Origin of the sequence: Delftia sp. HK171 (assembly GCF_001886655.1) — a bacterium.
Taxonomy (GTDB): domain Bacteria; phylum Pseudomonadota; class Gammaproteobacteria; order Burkholderiales; family Burkholderiaceae_C; genus Comamonas; species Comamonas acidovorans.
The window spans coordinates 3419388-3436579 of record NZ_CP018101.1 but is presented as its reverse complement, the minus strand read 5'-3'; the positions used below and the strand labels follow the sequence as shown (position 1 = coordinate 3436579).

15 protein-coding genes are annotated in these 17192 nt (G+C 67.8%); 8 read left to right on the top strand and 7 right to left on the bottom strand.

Going from position 1 to position 17192, the window contains the following annotated elements; translation table 11 throughout:
• Positions 1–15: 15 nt before the first annotated feature.
• Genes dld through lldP form a run of 4 tightly spaced genes read right to left on the bottom strand, consistent with a single transcriptional unit; the run spans position 16 to position 5431 of the window.
• Complete coding sequence (dld, locus tag BO996_RS15540) at positions 16–1776, bottom strand: D-lactate dehydrogenase (RefSeq protein ID WP_071955484.1); 1761 nt, start codon at positions 1774–1776, stop codon at positions 16–18.
• Positions 1773–2912, bottom strand: coding sequence for an FMN-dependent L-lactate dehydrogenase LldD (gene lldD, locus BO996_RS15535; protein ID WP_012205184.1), 1140 nt, complete (start codon positions 2910–2912; stop codon positions 1773–1775). The genes dld and lldD overlap by 4 nt, the downstream gene beginning before the upstream one ends.
• A gap of 10 nt (positions 2913–2922) precedes the next feature.
• On the bottom strand, positions 2923–3729 hold the full coding sequence (gene lldR / locus BO996_RS15530; protein ID WP_071955482.1) for a transcriptional regulator LldR: 807 nt from the start codon (positions 3727–3729) through the stop codon (positions 2923–2925).
• Between the two features lie 19 nt (positions 3730–3748).
• Complete coding sequence (gene lldP, locus BO996_RS15525; RefSeq protein WP_071955480.1) at positions 3749–5431, bottom strand: L-lactate permease; 1683 nt, start codon at positions 5429–5431, stop codon at positions 3749–3751.
• 587 nt (positions 5432–6018) lie between these two features.
• On the opposite strand from lldP, the gene BO996_RS15520 reads away from it, so the two are divergent.
• Genes BO996_RS15520 through BO996_RS15510 form a run of 3 tightly spaced genes read left to right on the top strand, consistent with a single transcriptional unit; the run spans position 6019 to position 9303 of the window.
• Positions 6019–6903: a putative selenate ABC transporter substrate-binding protein gene (locus BO996_RS15520; protein ID WP_071955478.1), complete on the top strand. Its 885-nt coding sequence runs from the start codon at positions 6019–6021 to the stop codon at positions 6901–6903.
• A gap of 19 nt (positions 6904–6922) precedes the next feature.
• Positions 6923–7747, top strand: a complete 825-nt coding sequence (locus tag BO996_RS15515; protein WP_071955476.1) for a phosphonate ABC transporter ATP-binding protein — start codon at positions 6923–6925, stop codon at positions 7745–7747.
• On the top strand, positions 7738–9303 hold the full coding sequence (locus tag BO996_RS15510; protein ID WP_071955474.1) for a PhnE/PtxC family ABC transporter permease: 1566 nt from the start codon (positions 7738–7740) through the stop codon (positions 9301–9303). Before BO996_RS15515 ends, BO996_RS15510 begins: the two co-directional genes overlap by 10 nt.
• Here the strand turns inward: BO996_RS15510 and BO996_RS15505 are convergent.
• Positions 9300–10223 (bottom strand): LysR family transcriptional regulator, encoded by a 924-nt coding sequence (locus BO996_RS15505; protein WP_071957123.1) that lies wholly within the window; start codon positions 10221–10223, stop codon positions 9300–9302. The genes BO996_RS15510 and BO996_RS15505 overlap by 4 nt on opposite strands.
• Before the next feature lie 145 nt (positions 10224–10368).
• Between BO996_RS15505 and BO996_RS15500 the strand changes: the two genes are divergently transcribed.
• From BO996_RS15500 to BO996_RS15485, 4 genes are all read left to right on the top strand, one after another.
• A complete protein-coding gene (locus BO996_RS15500) occupies positions 10369–11316 on the top strand; it encodes a DMT family transporter (protein WP_071955472.1) in 948 nt (315 codons plus the stop codon).
• A gap of 211 nt (positions 11317–11527) precedes the next feature.
• Positions 11528–12136: a peptidoglycan recognition protein family protein gene (locus BO996_RS15495; protein ID WP_013802750.1), complete on the top strand. Its 609-nt coding sequence runs from the start codon at positions 11528–11530 to the stop codon at positions 12134–12136.
• A gap of 3 nt (positions 12137–12139) precedes the next feature.
• The gene (locus BO996_RS15490) at positions 12140–12601 is read left to right on the top strand and encodes a hypothetical protein (RefSeq protein WP_071955471.1); all 462 of its coding nucleotides are present in this window, start codon (positions 12140–12142) and stop codon (positions 12599–12601) included.
• A 116-nt stretch (positions 12602–12717) separates the two neighbouring features.
• The gene (locus BO996_RS15485) at positions 12718–13950 is read left to right on the top strand and encodes a hypothetical protein (RefSeq protein WP_071955468.1); all 1233 of its coding nucleotides are present in this window, start codon (positions 12718–12720) and stop codon (positions 13948–13950) included.
• 58 nt (positions 13951–14008) lie between these two features.
• Here the strand turns inward: BO996_RS15485 and BO996_RS15480 are convergent, their stop codons facing one another.
• The gene (locus BO996_RS15480) at positions 14009–14512 is read right to left on the bottom strand and encodes a flavodoxin family protein (protein ID WP_071955466.1); all 504 of its coding nucleotides are present in this window, start codon (positions 14510–14512) and stop codon (positions 14009–14011) included.
• Between the two features lie 55 nt (positions 14513–14567).
• On the bottom strand, positions 14568–15539 hold the full coding sequence (locus BO996_RS15475) for a LysR family transcriptional regulator (RefSeq protein ID WP_071955464.1): 972 nt from the start codon (positions 15537–15539) through the stop codon (positions 14568–14570).
• Positions 15540–15710: 171 nt separating this feature from the next.
• Here BO996_RS15475 and BO996_RS15470 point away from each other — a divergent pair, with 171 nt between their 5' ends.
• Positions 15711–17180 (top strand): MFS transporter, encoded by a 1470-nt coding sequence (locus tag BO996_RS15470; RefSeq protein ID WP_232240327.1) that lies wholly within the window; start codon positions 15711–15713, stop codon positions 17178–17180.
• Positions 17181–17192 lie beyond the last annotated feature (12 nt).

Here is a 17192-nt window from a genome sequence, read left to right as displayed (position 1 = left end):
CGCCTGCACCTGGCTTCAGGAGGCCTCCGAATACCCCTTGGGCCATCCCCCCGGCCGGTCGCAGCATTCCTCCCAGCCCAGCTTGCGCGAGGTGTGGCCTATGCCGGGGTTGAAGGTATTGGTCGGGTCCAGTTCGCGGTAAAAGCCCGCCAGCGCGGGCTTGGCCACGTAGAGGTGGCCCACGTTGTGCTCGGCCGGGTACTCGGCGCGGCGCGCGTCCAGCAGTTCCCACATGCGGTGCTCCATGGCCAGCGGGTCCACGCCCTTCTTGACGATGTAGTCCTGGTGGAAGACATGGCAGAAGAAGTGTCCGTAATAGAGCTTGTGGACCATGTCGCGCTCGACCTCGGCGGGCAGTTGCTCCACCCATTCGCGGTCGTTGCGGCGCAGGGCCACGTCCAGCGCCACGATGTCCTCCACCTGGGCGCGGTGCACCTCGCGGTAGCGGATGGCCGCGCCTGCGATGGCGAAGCGGTGCAGGAAGGCCTTGCGCCCCTCGTCGGCATCGCACTCGAACCAGCCGCCCGTGGTGCTGCCGCTGAAGTGCTGCGTAAGGAAGTTGCGCGTGACCTCGGCCGTGTCGTTGGACACGCGCACCAGCAGGTGATGCTCGTAGCGGTCACGCCACTGGCGCATGCGCACGGGCAGGTGGCTGGGCAGCAGGTTGGTCAGCGCCTGGATCACGCGGTCGGTGACGCCGCGCAGGCCGAAGCGCTCGAAGAAGCCGTCCACGCGGCTCTTGAGGGCGAAGGCGGCCGGCACCCTGGCCGTGCCGAAGCGGTCGATCAGCAGGAAGGTGTCCTTGCCGTATTTCTCGCCGATGTCGTAGGCCGTGCGGTGGATGTACTCGCCGGCAATCGGCAGGCGCGTCAGCGCGGTCAGCAGCTCGCGGCGCACGGCCGTGAGGTCGTCGGGCGCATTGCTGCCTATATAGAAGACGGTGCTGGGCTCCTTGGGAAAGGTGTCCAGCCGCACGGCGAACAGGCACAGCTTGCCGGCCGAGCCCGAGGCCTCGAACAGGCGCGAAGGGTCGGCGTTGAAGCGCGCGGGCGTGTCCTCGTCCACGGCGCGCACGGCCTCGGCATAGCGCGGGTCGGAGGCGGCACGCTGCGCATCGTGGGCGATGTCGGACTCGGTGTAGTCGCCGTTTTGCAGCCGCGTGAGGATTTCCTCGGGCGTGCGGCCCAGGGCGATGCCCAGGTGGTTGACGAGCTCCAGCGAGCCGTCGTCGCAGACGCGCGCGTACAGCGCCAGCTCGGTGTAAGCCGGGCCGCGCCGTACCAGGGCGCCGCCCGAGTTGTTGCAGATGCCGCCCAGCACCGAGGCTCCGATGCACGACGAGCCGATCACCGAATGCGGCTCGCGCCCCAGCGGCGCCAGCGCCTGCTCCAGCCGATCCAGCGTGGCGCCGGGCAGGCAGACCACCTGGGCGCCGCCGCCAATGACCTGCACGCCGGTGATGCGCAAGGTGTTGATGAGCACGATCTCGCGGTCGTAGTCCGCGCCGTCGGGCGTGGAGCCGCCCGTCAGGCCCGTGTTGGCGGCCTGCATGATGACGATGCGCCCGGCCGCCACGGCGGCCTGCACCACCTTCCACTGCTCCAGCAGCGTCGCGGGCCGCACCACGGCCAGCACCGGGCCCTCGCCCGTGCGGTGGCCCTTGCGGAAGCGGCGCGTGGCCTGGTCGTCGGTGAGCACATGGGCGGCGCCCACGGCTTCGCGCAACTGCAGCAGCAGGGCCTCGCGGGAGACGACCGGAGTCTGCAGCGCGCTCATGGCTGGCGCACCAGCAGGTCGCCGGTGATGTCGGATACCTTGCTCACGCTGGTCAGCGTCATGGCCACGCGCATTTCCTTCTCCAATAGTTCCAGCAGGTGCTTGACGCCCGCCTCGCCGGAGGTGGCCAGGGCGTAGATGAAGGCGCGGCCGATCATGGCGCAGTCGGCGCCCAGGGCGATGGCGCGCACCACGTCCAGGCCGTTGCGGATGCCCGAGTCGGCCAGGATCTTGATCTGGCCCTTGACCGCATCGGCAATGGCCGGCAGCGCGCGGGCCGAGGACAGCACGCCGTCGAGCTGGCGGCCGCCATGGTTGGAGACGATGATGCCGTCGGCGCCAAAGCGCACCGCGTCCTTGGCGTCCTCGGGGTCCAGGATGCCCTTGATGACCATGGGGCCCTTCCAGAAGGCGCGTATCCATTCGAGATCCTTCCAGGAAATGGAGGGATCGAAATTGGCGCCCAGCCAGCCGATGTAGTCGGCCAGGCCCGTGGGGCTGCCCCGGTAGGCCGAGATGTTGCCCAGGTCATGCGGGCGGCCCAACAGGCCCACGTCCATGGACCAGGCCGGGTGCGTGACCGACTGCCAGTAGCGGCGCATGGCGGCATTCGGGCCGCTCATGCCCGAATGCGCATCGCGGTAGCGCGCGCCGGGCACGGGCATGTCCACGGTGAAGACCAGGGTGGAGCAGCCGGCCGCCTGGGCACGCTCCAGCGCGTTCTGCATGAAGCCCCGGTCCTTGAGCACATAGAGCTGGAACCACATGGGGCGCTTGATCTTGGGCGCCACCTCTTCGATGGGGCAGACCGATACCGTGGACATGGTGAACGGAATGCCATGGGCGTCGGCCGCGCGCGCGGCCTGCACTTCGCCGCGGCGGCGGTACATGCCCGTCAGGCCCACGGGCGACAGCGCCACGGGAATGGACAGCTTCTCGCCGAACAGCTCGATGCTGGTGTCCAGCCGGCTCATGTCCTTGAGCACGCGCTGGCGCAGCGCCACGGCGGCCAGGTCTTCCACATTGCGGCGCAGCGTCTGCTCGGCATAGGCGCCACCGTCGATGTAGTGGAACAGGAAAGGCGGCAGGCGCTTTTGCGCCGCTGCGCGGTAGTCGGAGGTGGAGGAGATGATCATGATGGGTGTCTCATGTCTTTCGTATCAGGTCTGAAGTGGGCAGCAGCGCGGGCGCGGCGTCCAGAGGCAGCCGCATGGAGCGCTCGCGCCGCGCGCGGTCCTCGTCCAGGCGCTGGATGGTGGTGCGCACATGCTCCAGGTGCTCGCCGATGCATTCGCGGGCGCGCTGCGGGTCGCCGTCCAGGATGGCCTGCATCAGGCTCTGGTGCTGCACGGTCAGCTCCTGCAGGGTCTGGGGCGCGCTCAGGCGGAACATGTCGTGGCGGTTGCGCTCCACCGTGGACAGCACCACGGTGAACAGGCTGTGCATGACCTGCACCAGCACCAGGTTGTGCGAGGCCTCGGCAATGGCCAGGTGGAACTGCGCATCGGCGCGCGCCGCCAGTTCGGCGTGGCCGCTTTGCTGGTGCTGGATCATCACCTCGAAGCAGCGCTGGATATGGTCCTTGTCGCGCTCCGTGGCACGCTGTGCGGCCAGCCAGGCCGTGCTGGTCTCCAGCGCATGGCGGGTTTCCAGCACGTCGTAGCGGTAGTGGGAGTCGGACTCCATCAGGCCGGCCAGCGGCCGCATGGCGTCCTTGAGCCAGTCCGCAGGCTCGGCAGCCGGCTCCGGCTCCTGCAGGTAGGTGCCATCGCCGCGCCGCGCCACCAGCACGCCCTGGCTGGTGAGTTTCTGTATGGCCTCGCGCACCGAGGTGCGCGAGACACCCAGCTCGGCCGCCAGTTGCCGTTCCGCGGGCAGCCGCTGTCCGGGCTGCACTCCGCTGGCCTGCACCAGGGCAAGCAATTTCTCGACAACTTGATCGGCAACGCGCATGGGGAACTCTCGGGTGTTTTCAATGACCCGGGATCATCCACGTAAACACATAGGCTTGCAGCGTGGTGATCACCCCGATGATCACGGCGAACATCAGGCTGTGCTTGACCGTGAAGCGGAACAGGTCCGACTCGCGGCCTGCCAGGCCCACGGCCGCGCAGGCAATGGCGATGGACTGGGGCGAGATCATCTTGCCCGTCACGCCGCCCGTGGTGTTGGCCGCCACCGTGAGCACCTGGGGCAGGCCCAGCTGCTGCGCCGTGGTGGCCTGCAGCGCGGCGAACAGCGCGTTGGCCGAGGTGTCCGAGCCCGTGAGGAACACGCCGATCCAGCCCAGGAAGGGCGAGAAGAACGTGAACGCCTGGCCCGTGTGCGCCAGCGCCAGGGCCAGCGTGGCCGACAGGCCCGAGTAGTTGGCCACGAAGGCGAAGGCCAGCACCATGCCGATGGAGTAGATCGGCACGGCCAGTTCCTTGAAGGTCTCGCCCAGCGTGGCCACGGCCTTGGCCGGCGACAGGCGCGTGAAGGTGATGGTGATCAGCGCCGCGATCAGGATGGCCGTGCCGGTGGCCAGCAGCCAGTTGAAGGTGTAGACCGCGCCGTAGGGCACAGCGGCGGCCACGACGGGCGGCGTCTTCTCCACCAGGTTGTGCAGGAAGGGCACGGGGATGTTGATGACGGTGGCGGCCAGCGGGCCGCCTGCGGCGAACAGCGCCTTGAAGGGCTTGATGCTCCAGATCGTCACCATGGCCGTGAGGATGATGAAGGGCGACCAGGCCTTGATGACGGCGCCGGCCGTCAGCGGTGCACCGGAGGTGATGGCCGGTGCTGCAACTGCCGCAGCCTTGCCGCCCTCGCCTTCCGTGTCGAAACGGAAGATGCGCTTGGGTTGCCAGACCTTGAGGAACAGCGTCAGCGCCACCAGCGAGACGATGGCCGAGGTGATGTCCGGCAGCTCGGGGCCGATGAAGTTGGCCGTGAGGAACTGCACCACGGCGAAGGAGCCGCCGCCCACCAGCACCGCAGGCCAGGTTTCCTTGACGCCGCGCCAGCCGTCCATGATGGCCATCAGCCAGAACAGCACGAGCACGGTCATGAAGGGCAGCTGGCGGCCGGCCATCTGGCCGATGGCGAATGCATCCACGCCCGAGACCTGCCCCGCCACGATGATGGGAATGCCCATGGCGCCGAAGGCCACGGGCGCCGTGTTGGCGATCAGGCACAGGCCCGCCGCATAGAGCGGCTTGAAGCCCAGGCCCACCAGCAGCGCGGCCGTGATGGCCACGGGCGCGCCGAAGCCGGCCGCGCCCTCCAGGAAGGCGCCGAAGCAAAAGCCCACCAGGATGAGCTGCAGCCGCTGGTCTGGCGTGACCGACAGGATGGACGAGCGGATCACGTCGAACTGCCCCGTCTTGACCGAAATCTTGTAGAGGAACACGGCCGCCACGATGATCCAGGCGATGGGCCACAGGCCGTAGAAGAAGCCATACACGGCCGAGGCCAGTGCCGCGCTCACGGGCATCTTGTAGAACAGCAGCGCCACGCCCAGCGCCAGCGCCACGGTGACGGTGCCGGCCTGGTAGCCCTTGAGACGGAACCTGGTCAGCGCCAGGAAGAAAAAGATGATGGGAATCAGCGCGATCAGCGCCGAGATCCAGATGTTCCCGGCGGGATCGTAGTTCTGCTGCCAGATGGTTTGCATGACCGTGTCTCTAGATGATGGGGAGGGCGCGGTAAGCGCCCCTTGTCGGCCACTCCCTCTCGTTGCAGCGTTGGCATGCGGTGCGATCCGCACAGGATGTCTGCTGGCTGGCCGCAACGGTGACCGGGAGTGTTCCCCGCGCTGGCACCTTGTGGGCCATTGGCAAATTGGTCCAACCAATTAAACCAAAATTCAGACCATTGCGCGAAGTGGTGCGATTCTCAGAGCTTTCAAGTGGGCAGATGAACAGGGTAAACACCTAAAAGAGTGCAGATAATGCACCACGATGTTTATTGGTCGGACCAATTATGAATGTTTCGGTGCAACGCATGCTCAAGTCCCCGGCCAGGCAAGGCCCCCGGGCGGTGCACAAACGCAGCGCACGCGGGAAAAAGATCGGCGGCAGCGCTGTGCCCGCAGGTCCGGCGCTCATGCCTGACGTCCCCAACGGAAAAGCCCGCTCCCTACAATGCAGCCCCAGCGGTCGGTGTACCGCCCTTGTACCTTCGGCGCCCGGGTCAACCCCGGGCGCCTTATTAAACCGCCGTGAATCCGGACGGCGGTGGCTGATTGAACGGAGCCCATCCATGAACCACACTCCTGCGCGCCGATCGGCGCTGCGCCAGGCGGCTGCCTGCGTGCTGGCCGCCTCCTCCCTGTCCAGCCTGCCTGCGCTGGCCGCCGAACCCGCCGTGCTGCGCGTCTCGGCCATCCCGGATGAAGCTCCCACCGAGCTGCAGCGCAAGTTCGAGCCGCTGGGCAAGTACCTCTCGGCTCAGACCGGCATGAAGGTGGTGTTCACGCCCGTGACCGACTACGCCGCCGTGGTCGAGTCGCTGGCCACGCGCAAGCTGGACCTGGCCTGGCTCGGCGGCTTCACCTTCGTGCAGGCCAAGATCCGCACCAACGGCACGGCCATCCCCATCGTGCAGCGCGAGGAAGACGCCAAGTTCACCTCCAAGTTCATCACGGCCAACCCCGCCATCAAGACCCTGGCCGACCTCAAGGGCAAGAGCTTTGCCTTTGGCGCGCCCTCGTCCACCTCGGGCAGCCTGATGCCGCGCTTTTTCCTGCAGCAGGACGGCATCAACCCCGAGAAGGACTTCAAGACCGTGGCCTTCTCCGGCGCGCATGACGCCACCGTGGCCTTCGTGGCCGCAGGCAAGGCCGAGGCCGGCGTGCTCAACGCCTCGGTCTGGGACAAGCTGGTGGAGACCAAGAAGGTCGATACCAGCAAGGTGCGCGTGTTCGCCACCACGCCGCCCTACTTCGACTACAACTGGACCGTGCGCGGCGACCTGGACCCGGCCCTGGTCAAGAAGCTGACCGACGCCTTCCTCGCATTGGACCCGGCCAAGCCCGAGCACAAGGCCATCCTGGAGCTGCAGCGCGCCGCGCGCTTCGTGCCCACCCAGGCCTCGAACTACGAAGGCATCGAGGCCGCCGCCAAGTCGGCCGGCCTGCTCAAGTAAGCCGCAGCAGGCGCAATCCATGAGCTTTGAACTGCAAGGCGTGGGCCTGACCCACGCCGGCGGCGGCATTGCGCTGCGCGGCGTGACGCTGGCCGCACGCCAGGGCGAGGCCATTGCGCTGATCGGCCCCTCGGGCGCGGGCAAGACCACGCTGCTGTCCGTCATCGGCACGGCGCTGGCGCCCAGCCAGGGCCGGCGCAGCGTGCTGGGCGACGAGGTGCCTGCGTCCAGCGCGGGGGCACCCCGGCTGCTGCGCGCGCGCATCGGCACGGTGCACCAGGCGCCACCCATACCGCCGCGCCAGCGCGTGGTCACGGCGGTGCTGGCCGGGCGCCTGGGCCGGTGGCCGGCCTGGAAGGCTCTGGCCTCGCTGCTGTACCCACAGGACACCGCTGGCGCGCGCGAGGCCCTGGCCCGTGTGCAGCTGGCAGACAAGCTGTTCGCGCGCTGCGACCAGCTCTCTGGCGGGCAGTTGCAGCGCGTGGGCATCGCCCGCGTGCTCTACCAGCAGGCCGAGCTCATCCTGGCCGACGAGCCCGTGGCCGCACTGGACCCGGCCCTGGCCCTGTCCACCGTGCAACTGCTGGTGCACGAAGCCGCCGCGCGCGGCGCCACCCTGGTCGCCAGCCTGCATGCCGTGGACCTGGCGCTGGCCTGCTTTGCGCGCATCGTGGGCATCCGCGATGGCGCCATCGCCTTCGACCTGCCGGCGGCTGAAGTCACGCAGGAACACCTGCGTGCGCTGTATGGGTCCGAGCATCCTGGCGATGATCCCTCCCGCCCTGCGTGGACACCCGCGCTCGCCGCCTTTGCCGCACCGCTGTCCGCATCCGCATGCCGTTGAGTTCCGATCTGCACGCGCTGCGTGACCCCGCCGCGCCCCGCCGCCTCGGCGCCCTGGTGCTGGCCGCCGTCGTGCTGTGGCCGCTGTTCCAGGGCGCGGGCTTCAGCCTGGGTGCGCTGTTCGATCCCGGCAACCTGCAGGTCATCGGCCGCTTTCTGGCCACGTTTCTGCCACCCGAGACCGGGCGCGACTTCCTCGGCTACCTGGGCCGTGCCACGCTGGAGACCCTGGCCATTGCCACGGCCGGCATGGCCCTGGCGTTTGTGCTGGCCGTGCCGCTGGCCTACCTGGTCACGGGCGCCGCGCGCGAGCGGCGGGCGCTCAATCCCGTCACGCGCGGCCTGCTCACCATCCTGCGCGGCGTGCCCGAGCTGGTCTGGGCTCTGGTCTTCGTGCGCGTCTTCGGCCTGGGGCCGGCCGCCGGCGTGCTGGCCCTGGGCCTGACCTATGGCGGCATGCTGGCCAAGGTCTATGCGGAAATCCTGGAATCGGCCGACCCCGCTCCCGCACGCGCCCTGGCGCAGGCCGGCGCGCGCCGGCCGCTGGCCATGCTCTACGGCCTGCTGCCCCAGGCAGCGCGCGAGCTGACCTCGTACACCGTCTACCGCTGGGAGTGCGCCATACGCGCCTCGGTGGTCATGGGCTTTGTGGGCGCGGGCGGCCTGGGCCAGCTCATGGACCAGGCCATGAAGATGCTCAACGGCGGCGAGGCCTCCACCATCTTGCTGACCTTCATGCTGCTGGTCTGGGGCGCCGACCTGCTCTCGCGCGGCCTGCGCCGCGCGCTGGACACGCCACCCGCCGCGCGTGCCAGCGCCTGGGGCTGGCGTAGCGCCCTCACCTGCGCCGCCCTGGCGCTGGGCGTGGCCGCCAGCTTTGCCATGCTGGAGATGGACCTGCCCTCGCTGTTCACCGGCGCGGCGGGCCGGTCCATGCTGGAATTCGTCATCAGCTTCTTCCCGCCCGACACCAGCGCCGAATGGCTGCGCAAGGTGGCCGTGGGCGTGTGGGAGACGCTGGCCATCTCCGTGGTCGGCACCCTGCTGGCGGCCGTGCTGGGCCTGCTGCTGGCGCTGCCGCGCTGGCGCGCTCCCTGGAGCCTGGTGCTCAACGTGCTGCGCTCCGTGCCCGAGCTGGTCTGGGCCACCATCACCGCCCTGGCCGTTGGCCTGGGCCCGTTCGCAGGCGCGCTGGCGCTGGCGTTGCACACGGCCGGCGTGCTGGGGCGCCTGTATGCCGAGGCCCTGCAGAACCAGCCCGCCGCCCCCACCCAAGCGCTGCGCCTGTCCGGCAGCGGCCGCGCCACGGCCTTCCTCTACGCGACGCTGCCCGGCGCCGCGCCGCAGTTGCTGGCCTACACGCTGTACCGCTGGGAGATGAACATCCGCATGGCCGCCATCCTGGGCTTCGTGGGCGCGGGCGGGCTGGGGCAGCTGCTGTACTTCGAACTGTCGCTGTTCCACTACGCCCAGGCCAGCACCGTCATCATCGCCATGCTGGCGCTGTCCGTGGCCGTGGACTGGGCCAGCGCGGCGCTGCGCAGGCGCATGGGTTAGGCCGAGGCACCCTCGCCTTCCATCTCGACCAGGTAGTCGATCAGCGCCCGCAGCTTCAGCGGCACATGGCGCGTGGGCGCATAGACCGCATGCACCACGCGCGGCGCGTACTTGCCGCACAGCGCCCAGCCCGGCAGCACGGGCGCCAGCTGCCCGGCCTGCAGCGCCGCCTGCGCCGCAAAGTCGGCCACCACGCCGATGCCCGACCCCTGCTGCAGCGCGTGGATGATGCCCAGGCTGCTGGCAATGGTGATGGGCGTATTCACCAGCAGCCGCATGGCGGGCGCGGCCGCAGGGTGGAGCGGGCGCAACTCCACCTCGTTCTGGAACTGCCCGTAGCCCAGGCTGATGAAGGGATGCGCCAGCAGTTGCCCGGGCTCCGTGATCTGCGCATGCTGCGCCAGATAGCCGGGCGTGGCCACCAGCACATAGCGGATGGTCTTGAGCGGCCGCGCCACCAGCCCCGGCGCGATCTGGCCCGGCACGCTGATGCGCAGGCCCAGGTCCAGCCCTTCGGCCACCAGGTCCACCATGCGGTCCGTCATGTCCACCTGCACCTGCACCTCGGGCCAGCGCGCGCAAAAGCCCGGCAGCAGCGGCGACAGCCAGATATCACCCAGCACGGCCGGCGCGCTGATCTTCAGCAGCCCGCGCGGCTGCTGGCGCAGCTGACCGGCCAGCGCCTGCACGGCCTGGGCATCCGCCACCAGCCGCAGGCAGGCCTGGTGGATCTCGGCTCCCGCCTCGGTCAGCGACAGCGAGCGCGTGGTGCGCTGCAGCAGCCGCAGCCCGAAATGCGCCTCCAGCCGCCCCACGCTGCGGCTCACGGCCGAAGTCGTCAGCCCCAATTGCCGGGCCGCGCCCGCAAAGCTCTGGTGCTCCACCACGCGGGCGAAGACCAGCATTTCATCCAGGGGCATGGCGGTATCGGGCAAGGCGCTACTCCGGTCTTTGTTGCATGGCAGGCAATATTAATTTGAATGACTGGCGGATTGTTGATTGATTGCAGGGTCCGCAAGATACGGCCATGCGCTCCATACCGAAGCGCGCCCAGGAATCGACACCATGTCCCACAGCCCCAACCTCACCTCTGCAACCTCACCCACACGGCCACAAACCAGCCAGGGCGGCACCTGGCGCATGCTGCTGGCCATGGCGCTGTCGGGCACCATTGGCCTGCTCGTCGTGGAAAGCGCGCTGCCGCCGCTGCTGGTCGTATTCGCCCGCTGCGTGCTGGGCGCACTGGGCCTGGGCCTGTGGCTGGCCTGGCGGCGCGACTGGGTCGCCCCTCAAGGCCGTGAATGGCTGTGGCTGGCAGGGGGCGGCATCGCCCTGGTGTTGAACTGGGTCGCCCTGTTCAGCGCCTACCACTACAGCTCCATCGCCGTGGCCACCGTGGTCTATCACGTGCAGCCCTTCATGTTGCTGGCTCTGTCGGCGCTGCAGGGCGAGCCCGTCGAACGCCGCAAGCTGCCCTGGCTGCTGCTGGCCCTGCTGGGCGTGGCGCTGAGCAGCGGCCTGATCGGGCTGGACGGCATGGATGCCTCGCATGCTGGAACAGGCGCCTGGATAGGCGTGGCCCTGGCCCTGCTGGCCGCCGCTCTCTACGCAGGCACCACGGTGGCCACGCGCCGCCTGGGCCACATGCCCTCGGCCCAGATCGCCATGCTGCAGATGCTGGCGGGCGGACTGGTGCTGAGCCTGTGGGCCCTGCCCCTGCTCACCCATATCGCAGCAGCCAGCCCTCAATTGCTGTCAGCGCGGGCCGCCTCCATGGTGCTGACCCTGGGACTGGTCCATACGGCCTTCATGTACACGGTGATGTATGCCGCATTCCAGCGGCTGCCGGCGCCGGCCATTGCGGCACTGTCCTTCGTCTACCCCGCCATGGCCTTGCTGGTGGACCTGGTCTGGTTTGGCGCCGTGCCGTCAGCCGCACAGTGGGCGGGAATGGGCTTCATCCTCGTTGCAGTCGTGGGCCATCGCGCAGGCATTGCATTGCGCCGCCATTGAGCCCCTGTGAATTCCGGAGATTTCTGGAATTCATACATCCTTCATGAACTCCACCCAATTGTTTCAAGATATTTCCAATAAAGAGGTGCACAGTACATTTCGAATTATTTTTCCCCTTTCCGCCCGTATGCTCTCCCGGCTTTCCGCCATTCGCATTCATTCAGCCGGAATACAGAGGGAGAAATAATTGGCCACTATCGAAAAAGGATTGATGGTAGACAAAAGCGTCGAAGTCAAGACCTATCCGTCCATAGAGCACGGCGCCTTGCTGTCCGTCACATCCATCGTGCTGCACCGCACTGACTCGTCCACGGCCGCCAGCGTGCTCAATGCCTACAAGAGCGGCCAGAAGACGGGGGCGCACTTTCTGATCGAGAAGGACGGGAAGATCTACCAAACCGCCAGTCTGGAAAAGATCTGCTGGCATGTGGGAATTCTTCAGCCGCGCTGCGTCAACGAGAGCACCTGCGATCCCACGGAACTCAAGAACATCAATGCCCTGCTGCACCAAAAGGGCCTGAGCTTCAGCAAGCGGGCCAAGAATGTGTCATCGCACGAGAACACAAAGGCCTATCCGTTGCGTTATCCGGCCAACAGCGACTCCGTGGGCATCGAGGTGGTAGGCCGTTTCCTGCCATCGACCAAGGATTACGAGGCGCCCACCCAATCGCAGCTGTTCCAGACCAAATGGCTGACCCAGCAATTGGTGGACCACTACAAGCTCAAGCTTCTGTCCGATGTCTACTCCCACGGCGCCATTGCCCGCAAGGAGGCGACGGAAGGCGCCCAATTGCTGCGCTACATCTTCACGGGAGCCTGAGCCATGCCATCCAGCCAGCTTTTCAACAATCCCTCTCGCAGCCTGCGCATTGCCGCCTGGGCTGCCGTGATGCTGTGCCTGCATGCGCCGCTGCAGGCCTCATCTACTTCCACATCCACGCCCAAACACGCGGCCAAGGCGGCACCCATTTCCGTCATCGGCCCGGTCACCCGTTCCGTGGGCACGGGCGAGACCATGGGATGCGAGAAAGTCAGCCTGGACGCTGCCGACGTGGCCCGCTATTTCGCGACGGCAAAGCAAGTCTCGGCTGGCAGCTTCCATGAAGAATCCATCATCCTGCCCTGCAGTTTCAGCGGACGGCTGCTGCGCTCGGGCAAGGTCTATGAATGGAACATCAACGCCACCGGTGCCGGCTACCTGCGCAGTGAAGATGGCGATCACGACCTGCGCTACCTGTGCCGCAAGGCCTGCGAGAAGGCATTGCCGCAGTTGACGGGACTTTGACCTGTTGTTCAGACATTGTCTACAAAGGCGTCTTGTCACTCCGATTGAGTGATACCCCATCCTCCTGTCAAACACAGCGGATACGATGGCGCCTTCCACAATATTCCCAACAGACCATGGACCGACTGATTTCCCAAGGAATGCATTCCTTCAGCCAGGGCGACCACGCGCGCATGCATGCGCTATGGTCCGGCACCACGGTTTTCAGCCATCTGGACAACGAAGCGATTGCCAGCCTCTTGACCAGCATTCAGGCCACTGCCGAATCAGGCCAGGGTAGTGAATGGTCATGGCTGATGCTGTGCCTGGTGTATCTCGATTCCAGTGACCAATTCACCGAGGACCGCAGTGCGGCATTGCACCAAGTCGGCGAATGGGCGCAGCGCGCACTGGCATTGTCACCAGCCAATGCCTATGGACACCGCTATTTGGGCAGTGCCCACTATTGGCTGGACGAACCCGAGCCCGCACTGGCCGCCTACCGCAAGTCGCATGCCTTGCAGCCCCAGGTGGACTTGCAAGCCCGCATTTTCGAGATGGAGCATGCCGGGCCCTGGCGCAGCATCTTTTCCTATCCCGAGTTGGCTGATAGCCCGGCGGCACCCGACTACTACACGGCCGGCGTGACCGTGGGCAAGTGGAAGCGCCCCGACACGGATGCAGCGGCCCTGCAGGAAATCGAGCGCCTGCAGACCACACTCTACGAACGCTGTCTGGAGCGCTTCGCCAGCACCGGCACGCCGGCAAACGGCCAGGAGGCCGCGCCCGCCGCGCTGGACATCCACACCTATGCCATGTGCTGCAACAACCTGGGCGTGCTGTACAACGCGCAGGAACAGTACGAGCAGGCGGCAGCCGTCCTCGAAGCCGGGCTGCAGCAGACCTGTTTCCAGGCCCTGCTGGAAAACCTGCGCCATGCCTATCGGCAACTGGGGAACCGCAAGCAAGCCACCGACCTGTCACTGCTGCTGATGGAGGACTACGCGCTTGACACCGGCCTGTATCTGGACTGCGCGCAGACCGCATGCGCCTATCTCAACGAGACCAGCCACCACCAGGACGTCCTCGACATCGTGGCCGAAGCCGAGCGCCGCTATGCGCAGCTTTCGCCGCAGCAACAGCAAGCGCAATGGGAAGTTCGCAGCATGAGCTTCGTTCATGCGCACAAGGTCACCGCCCTCAGGGCCCTGGGCCAGCTCAAGGCCTCGCACCTTCAGCCTGAACTGGTCGAGATCGCCCTGCGCCACGATCCGGGCGATGCCCAATTGCTCGGCATACGCGCCCACATGCAGGGAGCCCGGCAGCAGGTGGGTGGAAAGGGCGGATTCTGGTCGCGCCTGTTCGGCTGAGCCACACCGGGCGACCGGGCCACCAAGAAATGTAGGGCACCCAAGATGCTGGCAACCCTCAAAAGACCCCCAGCGCCAGCCCGGCCCCCATCGCCTCCCCCAACGCCCGGCACTGTTCCAGCTCAGCTGCGGCTATCCGCTTGGGCGCCAGGATGGCTTCGGTGGTCTGGGCGTGGGTGCAGATGATCAGGGGCTCGGCCACGGGCTTGAGGCGCCAGCCGGTGGCGATGCGGGCGATCTGGCGGGCGGCGTTCTGGCCGTCGCTGCCCGCGCAGATGAGGCTGGCATAGGGCCGGCCATTGAGGTGGTCCAGCGCCGCGTAGTAGCTGCGGTCGAAGAAGTCCTTGAGCTGCCCGCTGATGGCGGCCAGGTTTTCCGGGGTGGCGAAGAGGTAGCCGTCGGCGGACAGCACATCGTCGGGGCCGGCCGCGGAGGCATGCAGCAGGCGCACCTGCACGCCCTGGCCTTCGGCCGCTGCGCCGTCGCGCGCGGCCTCGGCCATCTGGCGGGTGCCGCCGGTCATGGAGTGGTAGACGATCAGCAGGGTCTTGCTTGCGTTCATGCCGCGAGCATAGACCGATGGTGGGAGAACCGGGCCCCTCCCGCCACGGTGCGGCTCAGGTCACCCCTCTGCCGGCCCCATCCGTCAGCGACGCCACGGAAGGCCTGATCCATTGCGGATCATCGAGCTGCCGTTGAATGCAGTCGCGCAACCATTGATGCGCGGGATCCGCCTGATGGCGCGGATGCCAGGCCATGCGCATGGGCTGCACCTGCACGTCGATGGGCAGGGCAAACACCACCAGCCCCAGCGATGCGGCCATGCCATGCGCCGTGCGTGTCGGCACGCAGGCCACCAGGTCGGTGCGGGAAGCCGCAATCAGGGCCGAGAACGAACTGGGCACCAGCAGCGCCAGTTGCCGCTGCAGGCCCAGCGCCTCCAGGGCAGCGTCCACGGGCGAGCTTTCACCCGGGCGCTGGGTGATGCCGACGTGGCGCGCGGCGGCGAACTGCGCGGCGCTCAGCCTTTGCGACTTTCTGGCGGACTTCAACAGGGGATGGCCGGCGCGCACGACGCCCACCAGGGTCTGCTCCGATATCACCAGGCTCTCGGTTTCCGGGTCCATGCTGCGAAAGCTGCCCACATCCAGGTCGATGCGGCCTTCGCGCAGGGCCCCGGGGTCGGCATGGGTTTCGGGCAGGAACTGCAGGCTGGCCAGCGGCATTTCCGCCTCCAGCGCACGCGAGAGGCTGGCACCGAAGACGACGGCAATGCCTTCGGGCGCCCGCACCACGAAGCGGCGGCGCAGGCCCGCCAGTCCTCCCGCATCGACAGGGTCCTGCAGCGCCCGCGCCTGGGCCAGCAGCGCGCGCACCGGCTCCGCCAGGGCCAGGGCGCGCGGCGTGGGCACCAGGCTGCGGCCCGCACGCACCAGGATGGGATCGCCAAACGCCTCCCTGATGCGTGCCAGCGTATGGCTCATGGCGGGAGTGCTCAGGTGCATGCGCCCGGCCGCCTGCGTCACGCTGCCCGTGCTGAGCAAGGCATCCAGTGCAATCAGCAGGTTGAGGTCGTATGTGTTCGCCATGCGAAATCATACGTTCAATACATTGCACTGTACAAAACCCACACCGCTCCCGACACTGGCGGCCGTTGCCTCAACCCAAGCCCTCGCCGCTGCACGCCCATGACGCCCCTGCCCACAACCTCGCTGACTTCCCCGCCCGGTCGGCGGAACCTGCCCCGGCTTTGCTTCGCAATGCTCGTGCTGACGCTCGTCCTCGCGGCCCTGGACCAGACCATTCTTTCGACCGCCCTGCCCGTGATGGCCCGCGAACTGCCGGGCCATTGGCCGCTGGCCTGGGTGTTCTCGGCCTATCTGCTGGCGGCCACCGTGGTGATTGCGCTGTACGGCCGGCTGGCCGATGTGCTGGGCAGAAAGCCCATGCTGCTGCTGGCCATCGGCCTGTTCCTGGCCGGCTCCCTGGCCTGTGGTGCCAGCCATGACCTGCAGCAGCTGGTGTTGGCGCGTGCCCTGCAGGGCGCGGGCGGCGGCGGACTCATGACGCTGACGATGCTGACCCTTGCCGACCTGTTTGCGCCTGAGCAACGGGCCCGCTACCAGGGCCTGCTGGGCGCCGCCTATGGCGTATCGACCATGATCGGCCCGCTGCTGGGCGGGGCGCTGGTGGAGCATCTGTCCTGGCACTGGGCGTTCTGGCTGAATGTGCCGCTCGCAGGGCTGGCCTGGGGGGTGCTGGCATGGGCGCTGCCCGCCAGGGCGGCTGCGCCGGAGGCTGCCGCCGAGCCCCGGCCCCGCCAGCGCATCGACTGGCTGGGTGCCGTGTTGCTGGCCGCAGCCCTGGTCAGCCTGCTGCTGGCCACCCAGCACAGCCATCTGAATCTGCCAGAGCAGCTGTCGCTGTGGGTGCTGCTGGCCCTGGGCGCCAAGTTCGCCCTGGCATTCTTCGTGCGCCAGCGCCGCGCCACCCATCCGCTGCTGCCGCTGTCGCTGTTTGCCCACCCCGCCTACGCGGCGGTCAGTTTCCTGGCCCTGTCCACGGGCGTTGCGCTGTATGCGGCCGTTGTCTTCCTTCCGCAGTATCTGCAGATCGGCCTGCACCTGTCGCCTACCGGCTCCGCCTGGCACCTGGCGCCACTGATGGCCGGCATCACCGCAGGGGCCATTGGCAGCGGCCGGCGCCTGCGCGCCCAGACGCCAGCCGCGTCGCTCGCCCGGGTGGCCTGCGTGCTGATGCTGCTGTCGTTCGGACTGATCACCGCGGCCTTGCACTGGCTGCCACAGGCGCCGCTGGCCCTGTCCGCAGGACTGCTGCCGCTGGGCCTGGGACTGGGGCTGATGTTTCCCATCATCACCGTGGTGGCGCAGCGTGTGTCGCCTGCCCGGCACCTGGGCATTGCCACGGCGGCACCCGTCATGCTGCGCAGCCTGGGCGGCGCCGCCGGCGTGGCCTTGCTGGCAGCCCTGCTCAGCCATTTGATGAAACAGGAGCTGGCTGCGGCCAGCCCCCTGGCAGCACACGCCGATGCCGTGACCGCCGCGCTGGGCCACGGGCTGCAGGCCATCTTCGGCTGCGCGGCGCTGGCGGTTCTGGCGGCGTTGGCTGCCTGCCGATGGCTGCCGGCGCGCAAAGCCGCAGTGCGTGACGGCCAGGCAGCCCCTGCGGCGCAGAGCGCCGCCATTCGTTCGGCTACGGAAGGCGCCTAGGCCGCCAGGTGC